15 protein-coding genes and 4 tRNA genes are annotated in these 14,864 nt (G+C 66.8%); 18 read left to right on the top strand and 1 reads right to left on the bottom strand.

Translation table 11 applies throughout. The features are described from left to right. Positions 1 to 13: 13 nt before the first annotated feature. The 18 genes from kdsB to BMY69_RS10600 all read left to right on the top strand — a co-directional run bounded on the left by kdsB (position 14) and on the right by BMY69_RS10600 (position 14,542). Positions 14 to 805, top strand: a complete 792-nt coding sequence (kdsB, locus tag BMY69_RS10685; protein WP_090177854.1) for a 3-deoxy-manno-octulosonate cytidylyltransferase — start codon at positions 14 to 16, stop codon at positions 803 to 805. Positions 806 to 1,017: 212 nt separating this feature from the next. Then, a complete protein-coding gene (uvrC, locus tag BMY69_RS10680) occupies positions 1,018 to 2,841 on the top strand; it encodes an excinuclease ABC subunit UvrC (RefSeq protein ID WP_090177852.1) in 1,824 nt (607 codons plus the stop codon). A gap of 48 nt (positions 2,842 to 2,889) precedes the next feature. Next, positions 2,890 to 3,504 carry a CDP-diacylglycerol--glycerol-3-phosphate 3-phosphatidyltransferase gene (pgsA, locus tag BMY69_RS10675; protein WP_090055814.1) on the top strand — a complete coding sequence of 205 codons (615 nt, stop codon included), beginning with the start codon at positions 2,890 to 2,892 and terminating at the stop codon, positions 3,502 to 3,504. 38 nt (positions 3,505 to 3,542) lie between these two features. Continuing rightward, positions 3,543 to 3,618: transfer RNA gene (locus BMY69_RS10670), tRNA-Gly, on the top strand. An 80-nt stretch (positions 3,619 to 3,698) separates the two neighbouring features. After that, positions 3,699 to 3,772, top strand: a tRNA-Cys gene (locus BMY69_RS10665). Positions 3,773 to 3,791: 19 nt separating this feature from the next. After that, positions 3,792 to 3,867: transfer RNA gene (locus BMY69_RS10660), tRNA-Gly, on the top strand. 76 nt (positions 3,868 to 3,943) lie between these two features. Next, positions 3,944 to 4,030, top strand: a tRNA-Leu gene (locus BMY69_RS10655). A 274-nt stretch (positions 4,031 to 4,304) separates the two neighbouring features. Continuing rightward, complete coding sequence (locus BMY69_RS10650; protein WP_090177850.1) at positions 4,305 to 4,760, top strand: carboxymuconolactone decarboxylase family protein; 456 nt, start codon at positions 4,305 to 4,307, stop codon at positions 4,758 to 4,760. 54 nt (positions 4,761 to 4,814) lie between these two features. After that, positions 4,815 to 5,264, top strand: a complete 450-nt coding sequence (locus tag BMY69_RS10645) for an Rrf2 family transcriptional regulator (RefSeq protein ID WP_090177847.1) — start codon at positions 4,815 to 4,817, stop codon at positions 5,262 to 5,264. Beyond that, on the top strand, positions 5,257 to 6,171 hold the full coding sequence (locus BMY69_RS10640; protein WP_090177845.1) for an NAD(P)/FAD-dependent oxidoreductase: 915 nt from the start codon (positions 5,257 to 5,259) through the stop codon (positions 6,169 to 6,171). The genes BMY69_RS10645 and BMY69_RS10640 overlap by 8 nt, the downstream gene beginning before the upstream one ends. A 108-nt stretch (positions 6,172 to 6,279) precedes the next feature. Then, positions 6,280 to 6,534 carry a hypothetical protein gene (locus BMY69_RS10635; RefSeq protein WP_090054447.1) on the top strand — a complete coding sequence of 85 codons (255 nt, stop codon included), beginning with the start codon at positions 6,280 to 6,282 and terminating at the stop codon, positions 6,532 to 6,534. A gap of 416 nt (positions 6,535 to 6,950) precedes the next feature. Then, on the top strand, positions 6,951 to 7,163 hold the full coding sequence (locus BMY69_RS10630; protein WP_090177843.1) for a hypothetical protein: 213 nt from the start codon (positions 6,951 to 6,953) through the stop codon (positions 7,161 to 7,163). Positions 7,164 to 7,325: 162 nt separating this feature from the next. After that, positions 7,326 to 7,526: a hypothetical protein gene (locus BMY69_RS10625; RefSeq protein WP_090054444.1), complete on the top strand. Its 201-nt coding sequence runs from the start codon at positions 7,326 to 7,328 to the stop codon at positions 7,524 to 7,526. A gap of 88 nt (positions 7,527 to 7,614) precedes the next feature. Then, positions 7,615 to 8,340 (top strand): FadR/GntR family transcriptional regulator, encoded by a 726-nt coding sequence (locus BMY69_RS10620; protein ID WP_090054442.1) that lies wholly within the window; start codon positions 7,615 to 7,617, stop codon positions 8,338 to 8,340. A gap of 333 nt (positions 8,341 to 8,673) precedes the next feature. Continuing rightward, a complete protein-coding gene (locus BMY69_RS10615; protein WP_177191139.1) occupies positions 8,674 to 9,594 on the top strand; it encodes an aldose 1-epimerase in 921 nt (306 codons plus the stop codon). Positions 9,595 to 9,598: 4 nt separating this feature from the next. After that, positions 9,599 to 11,845, top strand: coding sequence for an alpha-galactosidase (locus tag BMY69_RS10610; protein WP_090177839.1), 2,247 nt, complete (start codon positions 9,599 to 9,601; stop codon positions 11,843 to 11,845). A gap of 100 nt (positions 11,846 to 11,945) precedes the next feature. After that, positions 11,946 to 14,168 (top strand): alpha-galactosidase D, encoded by a 2,223-nt coding sequence (locus tag BMY69_RS10605; protein WP_090177836.1) that lies wholly within the window; start codon positions 11,946 to 11,948, stop codon positions 14,166 to 14,168. Between the two features lie 164 nt (positions 14,169 to 14,332). Further along, the gene (locus BMY69_RS10600; RefSeq protein ID WP_090177835.1) at positions 14,333 to 14,542 is read left to right on the top strand and encodes a hypothetical protein; all 210 of its coding nucleotides are present in this window, start codon (positions 14,333 to 14,335) and stop codon (positions 14,540 to 14,542) included. Between the two features lie 5 nt (positions 14,543 to 14,547). Here BMY69_RS10600 and BMY69_RS19665 read toward each other — a convergent pair whose 3' ends face one another. After that, the gene (locus BMY69_RS19665; protein ID WP_175472805.1) at positions 14,548 to 14,706 is read right to left on the bottom strand and encodes a hypothetical protein; all 159 of its coding nucleotides are present in this window, start codon (positions 14,704 to 14,706) and stop codon (positions 14,548 to 14,550) included. Positions 14,707 to 14,864: the final 158 nt, after the last annotated feature.

Below are 14,864 nucleotides of genomic sequence, written 5' to 3'. Positions count from 1 at the left end.
GCCGGATGCCGCCATGGCCGAGAAGATCCCTCCGTTCGTCGTCGTGGTGCCCGCCCGCTACGGGTCCACGCGCCTGCCCGGCAAGCCGCTGCTGAAGATCGCGGGAGAATCGATGATCCGCCGTGTCGCCCGCCGCGCGACGCAGGCGGGCGCGGCGCAGGTAGTGGTGGCCACCGACGACGATCGCGTCGCCCACGAGCTGCGCGGCTGCGGTGACGACATCCTCGTCTGCATGACGCGCCCCGACCATGCGTCGGGCAGCGATCGCATCGCGGAAACCGCCTCCAGCTTCGGCTGGCCGGAGGACACCGTCATCGTGAACCTGCAGGGCGACGAGCCCTTCGCTCCGGCGTCGGGCATCCGCGCCGTGGTGGCGACCCTTGCGGGCGACGACGCCCCGATGGCGACCCTGGCGACGCCCATCGAGGACATCGACGAGCTGTTCGACCCGAACGTGGTGAAGGTGGTGCGCGGCGCGAACGGACGGGCGCTGTATTTCACCCGCGCGCCGGCGCCCTGGGCCCGCGACGCCCTGGCCCACGACCGCTCCGTTCTTCCGGCCGGCGTGCCGTTTCTCCGCCACATCGGCATCTACGCCTACCGGGCCGGCTTCCTCCGCCGGCTGGCCGCGCTCCCGCGCACGCCGCTGGAGCAGGCCGAATCGCTGGAACAGCTTCGGGCTCTCGAGCATGGCTACGCCATTTCCGTCCGTCCGACGCCGGAGCCGTTCCCGCCGGGGATCGACACGGCCGAGGATCTGGCTCGCGCCGAGCGCTGGCTGGCGGGGCAGGGGCGCGGCCTGTAGGCGATTTCCGGTCTCCGGCGAGGGCTTCGCGGGCGCCTTCTCGCGGCCCGCGCCGGGCGCGCCGCCATGGGCCCGGACGTAATCTGTCCCCCGTCGCCACACGCACCCCTGACAGGACGGCGGCGCATCCATGGACGGCGACGCCGGCACGACTCATCCACGTGCCGGCGTCTTTTCGCGTCGGGCATGCGCCGACGCGGTAAAATGGCGGCATGGAGCACACCGAGTCGCACCCGTTCGACGGCAAGGCCTTCGTCCGACACCTCACCACCTCGCCCGGCGTCTACCGCTACTTCGATGCGGACGACGAGCTGCTGTACGTCGGCAAGGCGGCGAACCTCAAGAAGCGCGTCGGCAACTACTTCCTGAAGCCGCCGATGGACCCGCGCATCGCGTCGATGGTGTCGCAGATCGCGCGCGCCGAAGTCACGCTCACGCGCACCGCGGGCGAGGCGCTGCTGCTCGAGTCCCAGCTGATCAAATCGCTGAAGCCGCGCTACAACATCGTGCTTCGCGACGACAAGAGCTACCCGTACATCTTCCTGTCCGGTGGCGAGGATTATCCGCGCCTCGCGTTCCATCGCGGGGCGAAGAGCGCGCCGGGGCGCTATTTCGGGCCGTACCCGAGCACGTTCGCCGTGCGCGAGAGCCTCGGCCTGATGCAGAAGCTGTTCAAGGTCAGGCAGTGCGAGGACAGCTATTTCAAGAACCGCTCGCGCCCCTGCCTGCAGCACCAGATCGGTCGCTGCAGCGCGCCCTGCGTGCGGCTGATCGAGGTCGACGACTACCGCAACGACGTGCGCCATGCCGAGATGTTCCTCGAAGGGCGTAGCAGCGCCGTGATCGACGAGCTGGCCGTCTCGATGGAGCAGGCCTCGCGCGACCTCAAGTTCGAGCGCGCGGCGGCACTGCGCGACCAGGTCGCGGCGTTGCGCAAGATCCAGGCGCAGCATTTCGTGCAGGGCGCGAGCGCCGACATGGATGTGATCGCGTGCTGCATGGAAGGTGGCATGGCATGCGTGAGCGTGCTGTTCTTCCGCAATGGCGTGAGTCTCGGCTCGCGCGATTTCTTCCCGCGGCTGCCCACCGATGCCTCGGTGTCGGACGTCCTTTCGCAGTTCATCGCGCAGTACTACCTCGAGCGCCAGGTACCGCGCGAACTCGTTCTCAGCGACGCCGTCGAGGACATGGACGTGCTCGCGCAGGTGCTGTCGGAGCACGCGGGATACGTCGTATCGCTGAAACCCAGCGTGCGCGGCGAGCGCGCGCGTTTCCTCGAGATGGCCCAGCGCAACGCCAGCGCCGCGCTCACGTCGCGGCTCGCCAGCCGGCACACGCTGCTCGTCCGCTTCGACGACCTGCAGAAGGTGCTGGAGCTCGACGCGCCGCCCCGGCGGATCGAGTGCTTCGACATCAGCCATACGCGGGGCGAGCTGACCGTCGCATCGTGCGTGGTCTTCGGTCCCGAAGGCCCGGAGAAGTCGCACTACCGGCGCTTCAACATCACGGGGGTCACTCCGGGCGACGATTACGCCGCCATGCATCAGGCGCTCACCCGCCGCTTCAAGAAGGTGGTGGAGGGCGGCGCCAAGCCCGACATCCTCCTGATCGACGGCGGCACGGGACAGGTGGCCCAGGCCGTCGACGTCCTGCGCGAGCTGGGTGTCGACGGTATCCGCGTGGTCGGTGTCGCGAAAGGTCCGGGTCGACGCGCCGGCGAGGAAACCCTCGTGCTCGCCGACAGTGGGAAGACGCTGCATCCCGGTACGTCGTCGCCCGCGCTCCACCTCGTGGCGGCGGTGCGCGACGAGGCCCATCGCTTCGCGATCAGCGGTCACCGCCGACGGCGCGAAGCGGCTCGCGAGCGGAGCACGCTGGAGGACGTGGCGGGCGTGGGCGCGCGGCGCCGCGCGGCGTTGCTCAAGGCCTTCGGTGGCCTCGCGGGTGTCGAGGCCGCGGGCGTGGAAGAACTGATGAGCGTCAAGGGCATTGATCGCGGCCTCGCCGAACGCATCTATGCCATGCTGCACCCCTGATCGAACGGAGGCGTGGCCATCCGCCCGCCTCCCGCCACGGCCGAACTCATGCGAATCAACCTACCCACCTGGCTGACCCTGTTCCGAGTGCTCCTGCTGCCGGTGATGGTCGTCGTCTTCTACCTGCCGTTTCGCGGAGCGAACCTGACGGCTGCGATCGTCTTCGTTCTCGCGGGCGTCACGGACTGGCTCGACGGTTACCTCGCCCGGCGAATGAACCTGACCTCGGCGTTCGGCGCCTTCCTGGATCCGGTCGCCGACAAGCTCATGGTCGCGGTCACGCTCTTCCTCCTCGTGCAGTCGCATCCGGGCGGATGGCAGGGCGTGCTGATGGCCGTGACGGCCTCCGTCATCGTCGGACGCGAGATCAGCGTGTCGGCGCTGCGCGAGTGGATGGCGCAGATCGGTGCCCGTTCGAAGGTGAAGGTCGCCTTCCTCGGCAAGCTCAAGACGGCGATGCAGATGGTGGCGCTGGTGGTGCTCCTGCTGCAGAAGGACGCGGAGACGCTGCGGCTGTACCACATCGGCGAGGCGCTGCTGGTGATCGCGGGCGTGCTCACCATCTGGTCCGGCCTGGACTATCTGCGTGCCGCCTGGCCGAGCCTGCGCGGGGATTCGGGCGACGTGAAACAAACCGAAAAAAAACCGGTGCAAAGTGGTTGACACATTCCCGATCTGATCTAAAATAGCTGGACAACGACGCGGGAATAGCTCAGTTGGTAGAGCACGACCTTGCCAAGGTCGGGGTCGCGAGTTCGAGTCTCGTTTCCCGCTCCAAGTATTTCCACAAAGCCTCGGGGAACCGAGGTTTTGTTTTTTAAGCGCCACGCGGATATTCTTCGCGCTGCGCAAGCGATGGCCGGGTGGCAGAGTGGTCATGCAGCGGACTGCAAATCCGCGTACGCCGGTTCGATTCCGACCTCGGCCTCCATCGCCGCGACACAATTTAAGCGGGAATAGCTCAGTTGGTAGAGCACGACCTTGCCAAGGTCGGGGTCGCGAGTTCGAGTCTCGTTTCCCGCTCCATGTACTCACAAAACCCCGGCCACGCCGGGGTTTTGTCTTTTCGGGGCCGCACGGATATCCTCCGTGACTCGCATCTGCCCGGATGGCGAAACCGGTAGACGCAAGGGACTTAAAATCCCTCATCCGAAAGGGTATGTGGGTTCGAGTCCCACTCCGGGCACCAACGCTCCGTCCGTACGTAGCTGTCCCGATGACGCAGACCAGCCAGCACGATGCTGGCTTTTTTTGTGCCCCGAATTCCATGGCCGCGGATCGAAGAGCGTTCGTATTCGAGTGCGCGGCGTCTCTCGCCCCCGGGGTCGTCGATGCATCCGCGATGCTCGGTTGGAGGCAGGCTCATCTCCGTCAGTGTCACAACGTTGGGTCGTGAATCGTCTGGGTAGTGATCGGCCAGCGCGTCGCTGGGCCGCACGCCTGTATTGATGAGGATCTTCACGATGAATCGTGCCAACTGGTTTACCGTTTCCCCCGAAGGCGCCAAAGCGCTCGGCGGCTTGCATCACTTCGTCACCACGGGCACCGCGCTGCCGGCGAAGCTGGTCCACCTCGTTTTCCTGCGCGTGTCGCAGATGAACGGGTGTGCGCATTGCATCGACATCCATTCGCGGGATCTCATCAAAGCGGGCATGTCGATCGACACTCTCGTGCTGGTACCGGTCTGGCACGAGGCGGCCTATTTGTTCACGGACCAGGAGCGCGCGGCGCTGGCGTGGGCCGAGGAGGTGACGCGCGTGGGTGAAACGCAGGCTTCCGACGAGGCGTACGCCGCCGCCGCTGGCGCCTTCTCCGAGAAGGACCTGGTCGACCTGACCCTCACCATCGCGGCGATGAACGCGATCAACCGGATGGGCGTCAGCTTTCGCCTGAAGCCGCGGGCCAGGCCCGATCAGTGAGCTGTCCGGCGCGCCCGGTGGCGCCGTCGCATCAAATGTAATATCGTTAGTTACATGAACCGCGACAGCCGACTTTCTTCCGTCCTGCACGTCCTGCTCCACATGGCGCACAGCGATCAGCCGCTCACGTCCGGCCAGCTGGCCTCGTATCTTTCCACCAACCCCGTGCTCGTCCGGCGCGTGCTGGCGAATCTTCGCGAGCTCGGCTACGTGTCGGCGAGCAAGGGACATGGCGGTGGTTGGGTCATCTCGTGCGATCTGAATGAAGTCACGCTGCACGACATCTACACAGCGGTGGGGGCACCCACCGTCTTCGCGATGGGCAACCGCGTGGAGCATCCGGAGTGCCTGGTGGAGCAGGCCGTAAACAGCGCACTGAACGAGGCGTTTCTCGAGGCCGAGGCCTTGCTCGTGGCACGTCTTTCGACGATCTCGCTCGCCGACCTGTCCACGGATTTCAACCGTCGTTACATCGTGCAGCACAAGGGACACGCACATGTCTGAGGATAAAGCGGCGTCCGCGTTCGACGTCATCGTGGTGGGCGGAAGCTATGCGGGTATGTCGGCGGCGTTACAACTGGCCCGGGCGCGGCGTCGCGTACTGGTCGTGGATGCGGGACGGCGCCGCAATCGCTTTGCCGATACGTCCCACGGCTTTCTCGGCCAGGACGGTGTCGCACCGGACGTCATCGCGTCCATCGGCAAAGCCCAACTGCTCTCCTATCCATCGGTAACCTGGGTCGAGGGCAGCGTGCAACATGCGTCGCGCGCCGATGACGCGTTCGAGGTCCATCTCGAAGCAGGTGACCGTCACATCGGCAAGCGGTTGATCCTCGCCGTGGGTGTCACGGACGAGCTGCCCCCCATCGAGGGTCTGACCGAACGCTGGGGTCGACATGTCTTTCATTGCCCGTATTGTCATGGTTATGAGTTGGATGGGGGCCGCATCGGCGTGCTTGGCGTGAGCGCGATGTCGATGCATCACGCGTTGATGCTTCCGGACTGGGGCGCGACGACGCTCTTTCTGAACGCTGCGTTCGAGCCGACGGCCGACGATCTGCGGGCACTGAACGATCGTGGCGTCGTGCTGGAGCGTTCGCGTGTCGTAAGGCTGTCGGGCGACGCGACGGTCGAACTGGCCGACGGACGACATGTCGCGATGGATGGCCTGTTCACGTTGTCCCGCACGGACGTCGCATCGCCTGTCGCGGCGCAACTCGGCTGCGCGTTCGAAGAGGGACCCATGGGGCCATTCATTCGCAATGATGGACTGAAACAGACCTCGGTGGAGGGTGTCTTCGCCTGCGGGGACGCGGCGCGGATGGCAGGCAGCGTCGCCTTCGCTGTCGGTGACGGTGCGCTTGCGGGCGTTTCCGCGCATCGCAGTCTGATGTTCGGCCTGCAGGGCTGAGGTCCGCACCACCCATCCGGAGCCGGGCGAAGGACCCGCGGCGGCGGGTTGCCAGCCTGCCGCGCCTCTTGCACCATCGTCGCATCGTACGCGAGCGAGCGATGAGCCATGGCCAATGCGCTGAAGGTAGGGGCCCACTGGGCCGTGATCGAGACCACCGCGACGTCCGATGGTCAGTGGCGCGCGCAATGGGCCCTGTACAAGGAACTCGCCGCCGCGATGGAAGTTGGTCAACCCGAACGCATCCGCTCCGCGGTCTCGGGGCGGACGGCCGGTTTCCGCGTCGAGGCCGATGCCCTCCAGCAGGCCGAGGAAGATGCCGCGCGGACCGAGCGCGTACTGAGCGGCACCTACGTCATGTAGCGGTCCTGAGGGCAGGGCGCCCGCGCGTCTGCGAAGCGCGTAGGCCGGACGGCCATCCTAGCGAGGGTCACGGCAAGTCGCTTTCTTCGTTTTGTAGGATTACGCCTACAGACGCGTCACATTCCGGCCGGTAATGTAACGTCCGGTCAGGGGACAGAGGCTCGAACGTGCCAGGAAAGACGAGACATCGGGCGGTGGCAGCATGACTGCGCTCGCGACCATTGGCGTGTTCGCCTTCTTCATTACGCTCGTGAACCTTCCGAAGAATGCCGGGGCCCGGATTCCGGGCGTCCGGACCGCGTTCCGCCGGCGCCGCCCGGGGCCGTGACGAAGCGATCACCGGTCCGGCCCGATCATGCGCCGCGGCGACGCGTCGATGGGACGACGGAGCCGCATCGACCCGTCGGAGCACGCCCGTGATCGAGACCATCGGCAACTACACCCTGCACGTCACCACCACCCAGGCCGACGGTCGCTTCAGCGGCCGGTGGTCGCTTGCCCGCAATGACGACGCGCCGGGTTCGGCCGCACGCGAGGAAGACGTGGTGGGGCCGTTCCCCGACGAGGTATCGGCGCGGGAAGCCGCACGCGAAGCGGGCCGGGCCCGGATCGATCGGCTGCGCGGGTAACCCTGCACCACCGCGCGCCGGATCCTGATCGTCCTCTTCCACGACGGACGTGGGCGCTTGCCGGAATTGCCTGCAACTTGCGGCGTATCCGAGGGCCGTTTTCACGCGGCCGGCCGACATGCTGCGGCACTATTTCGTCAGGGGATGCACGGGGACGAATCGATGTGGGGATTGCTCACACCGGAGCAGCAAGAGGCGTTGCTCAAGCTCAGCGATACACGGCACATGTGCGTCGGGACATTGTCCGAAACGGCGTGCCGCGAACTGCAGGCACAGGGCCTGGTCAGGCAGAACGACGACGGTTGCTGGCGCCTCAGCGCCAGCGGACGCGAGCTCGTGCTGGGTGCGGCCCAGCGGACCTGACGATCCGGCGATGCGAATGACGCAGCGCGACACCACCGCGTTGCGCTAAGGTGGCTCGCAAAGAGCCCTTCGCATTCGGGAGCAATGCATGGTCAAGCCCGTCGCCGCGCGCGGCCTGCACAATCTGGTGGTACAGCAACTCGGCCGGTTGATCGTCAGTGGCGAACTGGCGCCCGGATCGGGGTTGCCGCGCGAGGAAGTGCTCGCCGAACGCCTGCAGGTGAGCCGCACCGCCTTGCGCGAGGCCATGAAGGTGCTGGTGGCGAAGGGACTGATCGAATCACGGCAGCGCACGGGCGCCAGGGTGCGCGACGAGGTCAACTGGAACCAGCTGGATGCCGACGTGCTCGGCTGGCGTTGCGCCTCCATGCCCACCGACAGTTTCGTCGAGAAACTCGTGGAGATGCGCGAGCTGATCGAGCCCGGCGCCGCGGCCGCGGCGGCAAAGCGCAGGACGGAAGCCCAGCTCGCCGACCTCAAGGCCGCGTACGAGGCGATGGCCGCGTCCGCGGACCTCGATGCGTGGGCCGAGGCGGACCTCGCCTTCCACCAGGCGCTGCTGAAGGCAACGAACAACGAGCTGATGGTGTCGTTGTTCTCGGTGATCGAAACGGCGCTGGGCACGTTCTTCCTGCTCTCCGCTCGCAACGCCGGGAACTTCAAGGCCGCCTTGCCCTATCACCAGGAAGTCTACGAGGCGGTGCGGCGCAAGCGCCCGGAAGTGGCGCGCAAGGCGATGGCGTCGATGGTGGCCGAGTCGCGCGAGAACATGGGCAAGCGGCCCCGGAAGAGGCGCGCCTCCGCCGAAGCGTGATGCATGTCGCATTCGCCGGGCTTGCCGCGCGGTGACGTCTCGAGCCACCGCCGGCAGCAGGGAACGGCGAACCGCATGGTATGACTGCCGTCATCGCGAATGCTGCGGCGCAGCTTGCGCCTCGCTACTCATAAAATACTACAATTAAGTTGCTAGATAATCCGCGGCACCCGAGTTCCAAGGGCGCCATTCGGGTGCCGTGCGAAAGCGCATCGACGCCGTGCACGCCGCCAGGGGAAATGCCGGACATCGACGGCCGTCCGATCGCAGCGCAGGCGACGGGCTCACCATCGTGGCCCGGTCTTCATGGATGCCACCGATGTGAGGATGGGCTTGTCTGACGCGCTCCGGATCGGCAACGAAAGGCTCAGCCTGACGGTTCTGCCGCGCGCAGGTGGCGGCATCGTCGCCTTCGATGCGCTCGTCGACGGGCACAGTGTGCCGCTGATGCGTCCGACCCTTCCATCGGACGTCGACGCCGCCGGCGTCGTCGATCCCAACCGCCTCGCCTGTTACCCCCTGCTGCCGTGGAGCAATCGTATCGCCCACGGCGGCTTTTTTTACGGCGGGCGACGGGTGGCATTGGAACTCAACCGTGCGGGCGACGCCTGGCCGATTCATGGCAGCGCGTGGCAGCGCGCCTGGACGACGCTGACCCACAGCGCGGACACGCTGCTGCTCGTGCTCGAGGACAATACGCCCGACGCCTACGCGTACCGGGCGACGCTCGGCTACCGGGTCATGGGCGATACGTTGCGCGTCACGCTTCGCGTCATCAACGCAGGGCCCCACGCGCTGCCGTTCGGCCTCGGACTCCATCCATTCTTCCCGCTGCACGGTGGCGCCCGGCTCCACGCGCCCGCCACGGAGGTCTGGCTCAACGATGGCCACGATCCGATGCCCGCGCGCCGCGAGGCCGTGCCCGCGGCGTGGGATTTCAGCGACACGGTGCCGTTGCCCGCGGGTGGGCTCAACCATGCGTTCCAGGGATGGGATGGCCGGGCCACGATCGAATGGCCGGATCAATCGCTGCGTCTGCACGTGTCGTCCGATGTCGATACCTACGTGATCTACGTGCCGGAAGGCGAGGCGTTCTTCTGCTTCGAGCCCGTGGACCATCCCATCAACGCCGTCCACCTGCCCGGAGGCGCGATCGCCAACGGCATGACGGAGCTCGCGCCGGGCCGGAGCCTGGAGCACGCGTTCGCGTTTCGCGTGGAGGCGATGGATCGCACGCCACGAACCATGAGGTGAAGTGATGTCTTCTTCTTCGATGATCCGCGTGGCGGTCTGTCTCGCCAGCGGCCTGCTCGCGGTCCCCGCGGTCGCCGCGACCCAGAGCAACGCTTCCGCGCGTTTCGACCCGTCGCAGCGTGTGTTTCGTCTGGACGCGGGTGCCGTGACCTACGGGATGGGTGTCAACGCCGACGGCATGCTTCAGACCCTCTACTGGGGCGCGCGCCTTCCGGCCGACGATCCCCTCGGCCCGGCGCTTCCCGCGCCGGAGCGTTCGTCGTTCGACTCCGCGGGCGCGCTCACACCGCAGGAATACGCGGGGTGGGGCGGCAATCTGACCGCCACACCGGCGCTGAAGGTGAAGTTCGACGACGGCAACCGCGACCTGGTGCTGCGTTACGACAGTCACCGTCTCGAGAAGGACGCGCTCGCCGTGACGATGCGCGACGCGAAGGCGGGCGTGACCGTGATCCTGCGTTACACGGCGGACGAAGCGACCGGCATCGTCGGACGCTCGGCGCACATCGAGAACACGGGCAAGCAGGCACTGACCATCGACAGCGCCGCCGCCGCGACGTGGAACCTTCCTCGCGCGCCGGATTACTCGCTGCGCTACCTGACGGGCACCTGGGCGGGCGAGTGGCACCTGCAGACGCGTCCGGTGACGCCGGGCGCGACCGTGCTCGAGAGCCGACGCGGAAGCACCGGCGACGAGAACAATCCGTGGTTCGCGATCGGTCGCGGCGACGCGTGGAACGAAGAGCACGGCGACGTCTGGTTCGGCGCGCTCGCCTGGAGCGGTTCGTGGAGCATCCGCGTGGAGGAGGACATCCTCGGCCAGGTGCGCGTGGTGGGCGGATACAACCCGTTCGACTTCGGTTATCGGCTCAAGCCCGGCCAGTCGCTCGACACGCCGGTGTTCTACGCGGGTTACACGAAGGACGGTGTCGGCGAGGCCTCGCGCCTGATGCACGCGTTCGAGCGCGACCGCGTGCTTCCCGGTGGCGCGTCGGCGCCACTTCGTCCGGTGCTGTACAACTCGTGGGAAGCCACGGAATTCAAGGTCGAGGAGCCGGGGCAGGAAAAGCTCGCGGAGAAAGCGGCGGCGCTTGGCGTCGAGCGCTTCGTCGTCGACGACGGCTGGTTCGGTGCGCGTGACAACGACCACGCAGGGCTGGGCGACTGGGTGGTGAATCGCCGAAAGTTTCCGAACGGCCTGAAGCCGCTGATCGACAAGGTGCATGGGCTCGGCATGACGTTCGGCCTCTGGGTCGAGCCCGAGATGGTGAACGCGGACAGCGACCTCTACCGCGCGCATCCCGACTGGGTGCTCAACTTCGCCGGAAGGCCGCGCAGCGAAGGGCGCCATCAGATGGTGCTCAACCTTGCCCGCGAGGACGTCAAGGCGCACGTGCTCGACGTGCTCGACCGCCTGCTCACCGAGAACGACATCCAGTTCCTCAAGTGGGATTACAACCGGAACTGGTCCGAGCCGGGCTGGCCGGAAGTCGCGCCCGAGGAGCAGCAGAAGGTCTACGTGACCTACGTGCGCAACCTCTACGACATCCTTCGCCAGTTGCGCGCGCGGCATCCGAAGGTGGAGATCGAGTCGTGTTCGGGCGGTGGCGCGCGCGTCGACCTCGGCATCATGGCGCTGACCGACGAGGTATGGCCCTCCGACAACACCGATCCGTCCGATCGCCTCTCGATCCAGGACGGCTTCAGCTACGCGTACGCACCCGCGACGATGATGGCGTGGGTGACGGGTTCACCGAACTGGGTGAACAACCGCGTCAGTTCGCTCGACTTCCGTTTTCTTTCGTCGATGCAGGGCGGCCTCGGCATCGGCGCGAACCTGCTCGAGTGGACGCCGGCGGAAGAGGTGACCGCGCGCGGCTACGTCGCGGCGTACAAGACCATCCGCGAAACGGTCCAGCGGGGCGACCTCTATCGCCTCCTCTCGCCGCGCGATCGGGCGCCCTGGTCGGCGACGCTGTCCGTCGCGCAGGACCGGCACCAGGCAGTGCTGTTCGCGTTCCAGCGCCAGGGCGAGGAAGCGCGTCCGTTCCCGACGCTCGCGCTGCGCGGGCTCGATCCGAAGGCGCGTTACCGCTATCGCCTGATCCACGGCAAGGTCGCGCCAGGTACCCCGGAGGTCGCCAGCGGCGCGTACTGGATGCAGCGCGGTATCGACATCGCGATGCGCGGCGACCTGCAGGCCGCCGGACTCGTGTTTGATCGCGAGGGCGCACCACGCGGATCGCGCTGACCTGCCCGCGTGCGCCGCCCTTTCGCGGCGCACGACACGTTCGACGAAGCTTTTCGATCGGTGCCCCGCCCCGGGGCGCCGCAACCATCGGAGTGCGCCAATGAACGCCAGTCATGCCGTGCCACCGTTCCCGCCCAGCCGTCGCCGCGAAAGCCGGCGGCATCTCCCGAACCTCGCGCGCACCGCGCTCGCATGCGCGCTCGTCGCGTTCGCGGCCGATGCCTCCGCGCAGGTCAACGGGGCGGGGCAGAAGCCCTACCTCGGCTGGAGCAGCTTCAGCCAGCAGACCATCGAACCCGCGTTCCTGACGCAGGCGAACATGCTGATCCAGTCCGACGCGCTCGCATCGTCCGGATTGCAGGCGCATGGTTACACGTACATCAACCTCGATTCCGGCTGGCAGGGAAGCTTCGACGCGAACGGCCGACCCACGCCCAATCTCGCGACGTTCCCCGACATCAAGGCGATGGTCGACCATATCCACCGCAACGGACAGAAGGCCGGCATCTACTGGATTCCCGGTGTCGAGGAGCCGGCGGTGCAGGCCAACTCGCCGATCCTCGGCACGTCGCTGCACATCCAGGACATCCTCGCGTTGCCGCATCGCGCCGGCAACGCGTTCGGCGGGCCGGGCGAGAATCCGTACCATTACAAGATCGACTTCTCCAGACCCGGCGCGCAGGAATACATCGACTCCGTCGTCGCGCTGTTCTCGTCGTGGGGCTTCGACTTCATCAAGCTCGACGGCGTCACGCCCGGCTCGTACAGCGACGACCTCTCGATCGACAACCGTGACGACGTGGTGGCCTGGTCGAAGGCGATCGCTCGCACCGGGCGGCCGATCTGGATGACGATCTCCTGGCAGGTCGACAAGGACTACCAGGACATCTGGATTCCCCATTCCAACGCGCGCCGCATCGACGACGACGTCGAATGCGAAGGGCGTTGCGCCACGCTGACGAACTGGCCGCGCATCGAGAAGCGCTTCCGTGACCTGCCGGGTTGGCAGGACGCCACGGGCCCCACGAAGGGCTGGAACGACCTGGATTCGCTCGACATCGGCGACGGCGAGCGTGACGGGCTCACGCTCGAGGAGAAGCGCTCGGCGGTGACGCTGTGGGCCATGGCCAACGCGCCGATGTACCTCGGTGGCGACCTGACGAAACTGGATCCCGCGGGCAAGGCGCTGGCGACGAACGACGAGGTGATCGCCGTGAATCAGTCGGGGCGGCCGGCGAAGCAGGCGCTCGGCGGCGACCTCCCGGTATGGGTGAGCGATCTCGGCAACGGCCGCTACTACGTCGCGCTGTTCAACATGAACGCGACGAAGGCGGTGGTCGAGCTTCCCTGGAAGACCATCGGCGTCACCGGGGCGAAGCGCACGCGCGACCTCTGGCGTCATCGCGAACAGGGACCGTCACTGGGAAGTTATCGCACGGAGCTTCCCGCCCACGGGACGCAGCTGCTGCTCGTCGACGCGCTGCCCGGGCAAGTGCCGCCGGAGCCGTCGACAAGCTACGAAGCCGAAAGCGCATCGCTGTCGGGTAACGCCGCGCCGGCCTCGTGCAGCGGTTGCTCGGGCACGACGAAGGTGGGCGGGCTCGGTCTCGGCGCCGAGAACGCCGTGAGCGTGGACAACGTGTACGCGCCGCGAGACGGTACGTATCTGATGCAGATCGACTCGCTTACGCTCGGCCTGCGTTCCTACCTTTACCAGGTCAACGACGGCCCGCTGCTGACCTTCAATTCGGGCGGCGGCAGTTTCCAGCTTCCGTCGAGCAGCACGGTGCCGGTCTGCCTGCGCCGCGGTTACAACCGTATCCGGTTCGGCAACGCGGCGAGCTATCCGCCGGACCTCGATCGCATCGTGGTACGCGGTCGCGGGGACGCGGCGCTCCCGGCGTCCGCGACGTACGAAGCCGAGGCGGCCCAGCGCGGTGGTTCCGTGACGGCGGGCTTCAGCAACTACTTCTCCGGTCTCGCGAAGGCGGGCAACGTGGGCGGTGGCATTGCCAACGACGTGGTGTTCCCGGCCGTCACGGTACCCGTGTCCGGGAAGTACCAGCTCGAGATCGATTACGCGACGAACGGGCCGCGCTCGCTGTACCTCACCGTCAACGGGAGCGCACCGACGAAGCTCGACCTCGACGGCAGCAGTTTCGACGATCCGGTGGCGAAAGTGCTCGACGTGTCGCTGAAAGCGGGTGCGAACACGATTCGCCTGGGCAATCCGGATGCGCCTGCGCCGGACCTCGATCGCATCGTCGTCGCGCCGCAGGTGTTGCCCGCATGGCTTGGCGCATCCGCCCGGAACTGTCGCTAAGGTGGAAAGCACGTCGCGGCGTGTCCCGCCGCGACGTGTTCACCGCCGATCGATCCGTGAAATCGACGAACGTCGTGGAGATCGTCTAGCTCTCCGCTTCACGCTACCCGAATGCACGCATCGCGAGGCTACGCTTACTCGCGGAATGCAACGGGGAGACAGCCATGGCTACCGTCACAGAGGGTTCGCATGTCAATACCATCGGTGCACTCGCGGCGGGCAAGCTGCTCGCGAAGGCGACCGGTGGTCGGTGGGGACCGGCCATCCTGATTCTCGCCGGCATCGTGATGCTCAGGAAGCGCGCCGCCGCGCGGGCGGCGCGCCGGGAACGGGCCGACATCGCGGATGAGGGCGGCATCGACTCGCTCCGCTAAGCGTCTCAGGAACCTTCTTTCTTCTTGCGCTGGTTGTCTTCACCGGAACCGTCGAGGGCATCGCCGGAGGCGTCCGTGGGACGTTGCTCCGTCGGGCCCTTACGCTCTTCCGGCGGAATATCCTGACCGGGCGTCTGTGGCGGGCGATTTTTCTCATTAGCCATGATGGATACTCACCTTTTCGGGGGGAGGTTCCACGATGACGCCGGGAGGCTCATCGTCGCGTGATCGAACTGTCGCCGAATGGGCGCTGACGTTCGCAAAACGCTTGGGGCGGGTGCTGCACAAGGGTAAGGCAGTTGCGCGTCAGGCCTTGCCTACA

Origin of the sequence: Luteibacter sp. UNC138MFCol5.1 (assembly GCF_900110505.1) — a bacterium.
Taxonomy (GTDB): Bacteria; Pseudomonadota; Gammaproteobacteria; order Xanthomonadales; family Rhodanobacteraceae; genus Luteibacter.
The sequence above is the reverse complement of the archived record's forward strand: the minus strand, read 5'-3'. Positions and strand labels throughout refer to the sequence as shown.

Bases quoted from the DNA above. Each gene is read 5' to 3' on its own strand.
- BMY69_RS19665 (WP_175472805.1), bottom strand. From the start codon at position 14,706: ATGGCTAATGAGAAAAATCGCCCGCCACAGACGCCCGGTCAGGATATT.
- BMY69_RS10600 (WP_090177835.1), top strand. From the start codon at position 14,333: ATGGCTACCGTCACAGAGGGTTCGCATGTCAATACCATCGGTGCACTC.
- kdsB (WP_090177854.1), top strand. From the start codon at position 14: ATGGCCGAGAAGATCCCTCCGTTCGTCGTCGTGGTGCCCGCCCGCTAC.
- BMY69_RS10640 (WP_090177845.1), top strand. From the start codon at position 5,257: ATGTCTGAGGATAAAGCGGCGTCCGCGTTCGACGTCATCGTGGTGGGC.
- BMY69_RS10610 (WP_090177839.1), top strand. From the start codon at position 9,599: ATGTCTTCTTCTTCGATGATCCGCGTGGCGGTCTGTCTCGCCAGCGGC.
- pgsA (WP_090055814.1), top strand. From the start codon at position 2,890: ATGCGAATCAACCTACCCACCTGGCTGACCCTGTTCCGAGTGCTCCTG.
- BMY69_RS10620 (WP_090054442.1), top strand. From the start codon at position 7,615: ATGGTCAAGCCCGTCGCCGCGCGCGGCCTGCACAATCTGGTGGTACAG.
- BMY69_RS10650 (WP_090177850.1), top strand. From the start codon at position 4,305: ATGAATCGTGCCAACTGGTTTACCGTTTCCCCCGAAGGCGCCAAAGCG.
- BMY69_RS10645 (WP_090177847.1), top strand. From the start codon at position 4,815: ATGAACCGCGACAGCCGACTTTCTTCCGTCCTGCACGTCCTGCTCCAC.
- BMY69_RS10625 (WP_090054444.1), top strand. From the start codon at position 7,326: ATGTGGGGATTGCTCACACCGGAGCAGCAAGAGGCGTTGCTCAAGCTC.
- BMY69_RS10635 (WP_090054447.1), top strand. From the start codon at position 6,280: ATGGCCAATGCGCTGAAGGTAGGGGCCCACTGGGCCGTGATCGAGACC.
- BMY69_RS10605 (WP_090177836.1), top strand. From the start codon at position 11,946: ATGAACGCCAGTCATGCCGTGCCACCGTTCCCGCCCAGCCGTCGCCGC.
- uvrC (WP_090177852.1), top strand. From the start codon at position 1,018: ATGGAGCACACCGAGTCGCACCCGTTCGACGGCAAGGCCTTCGTCCGA.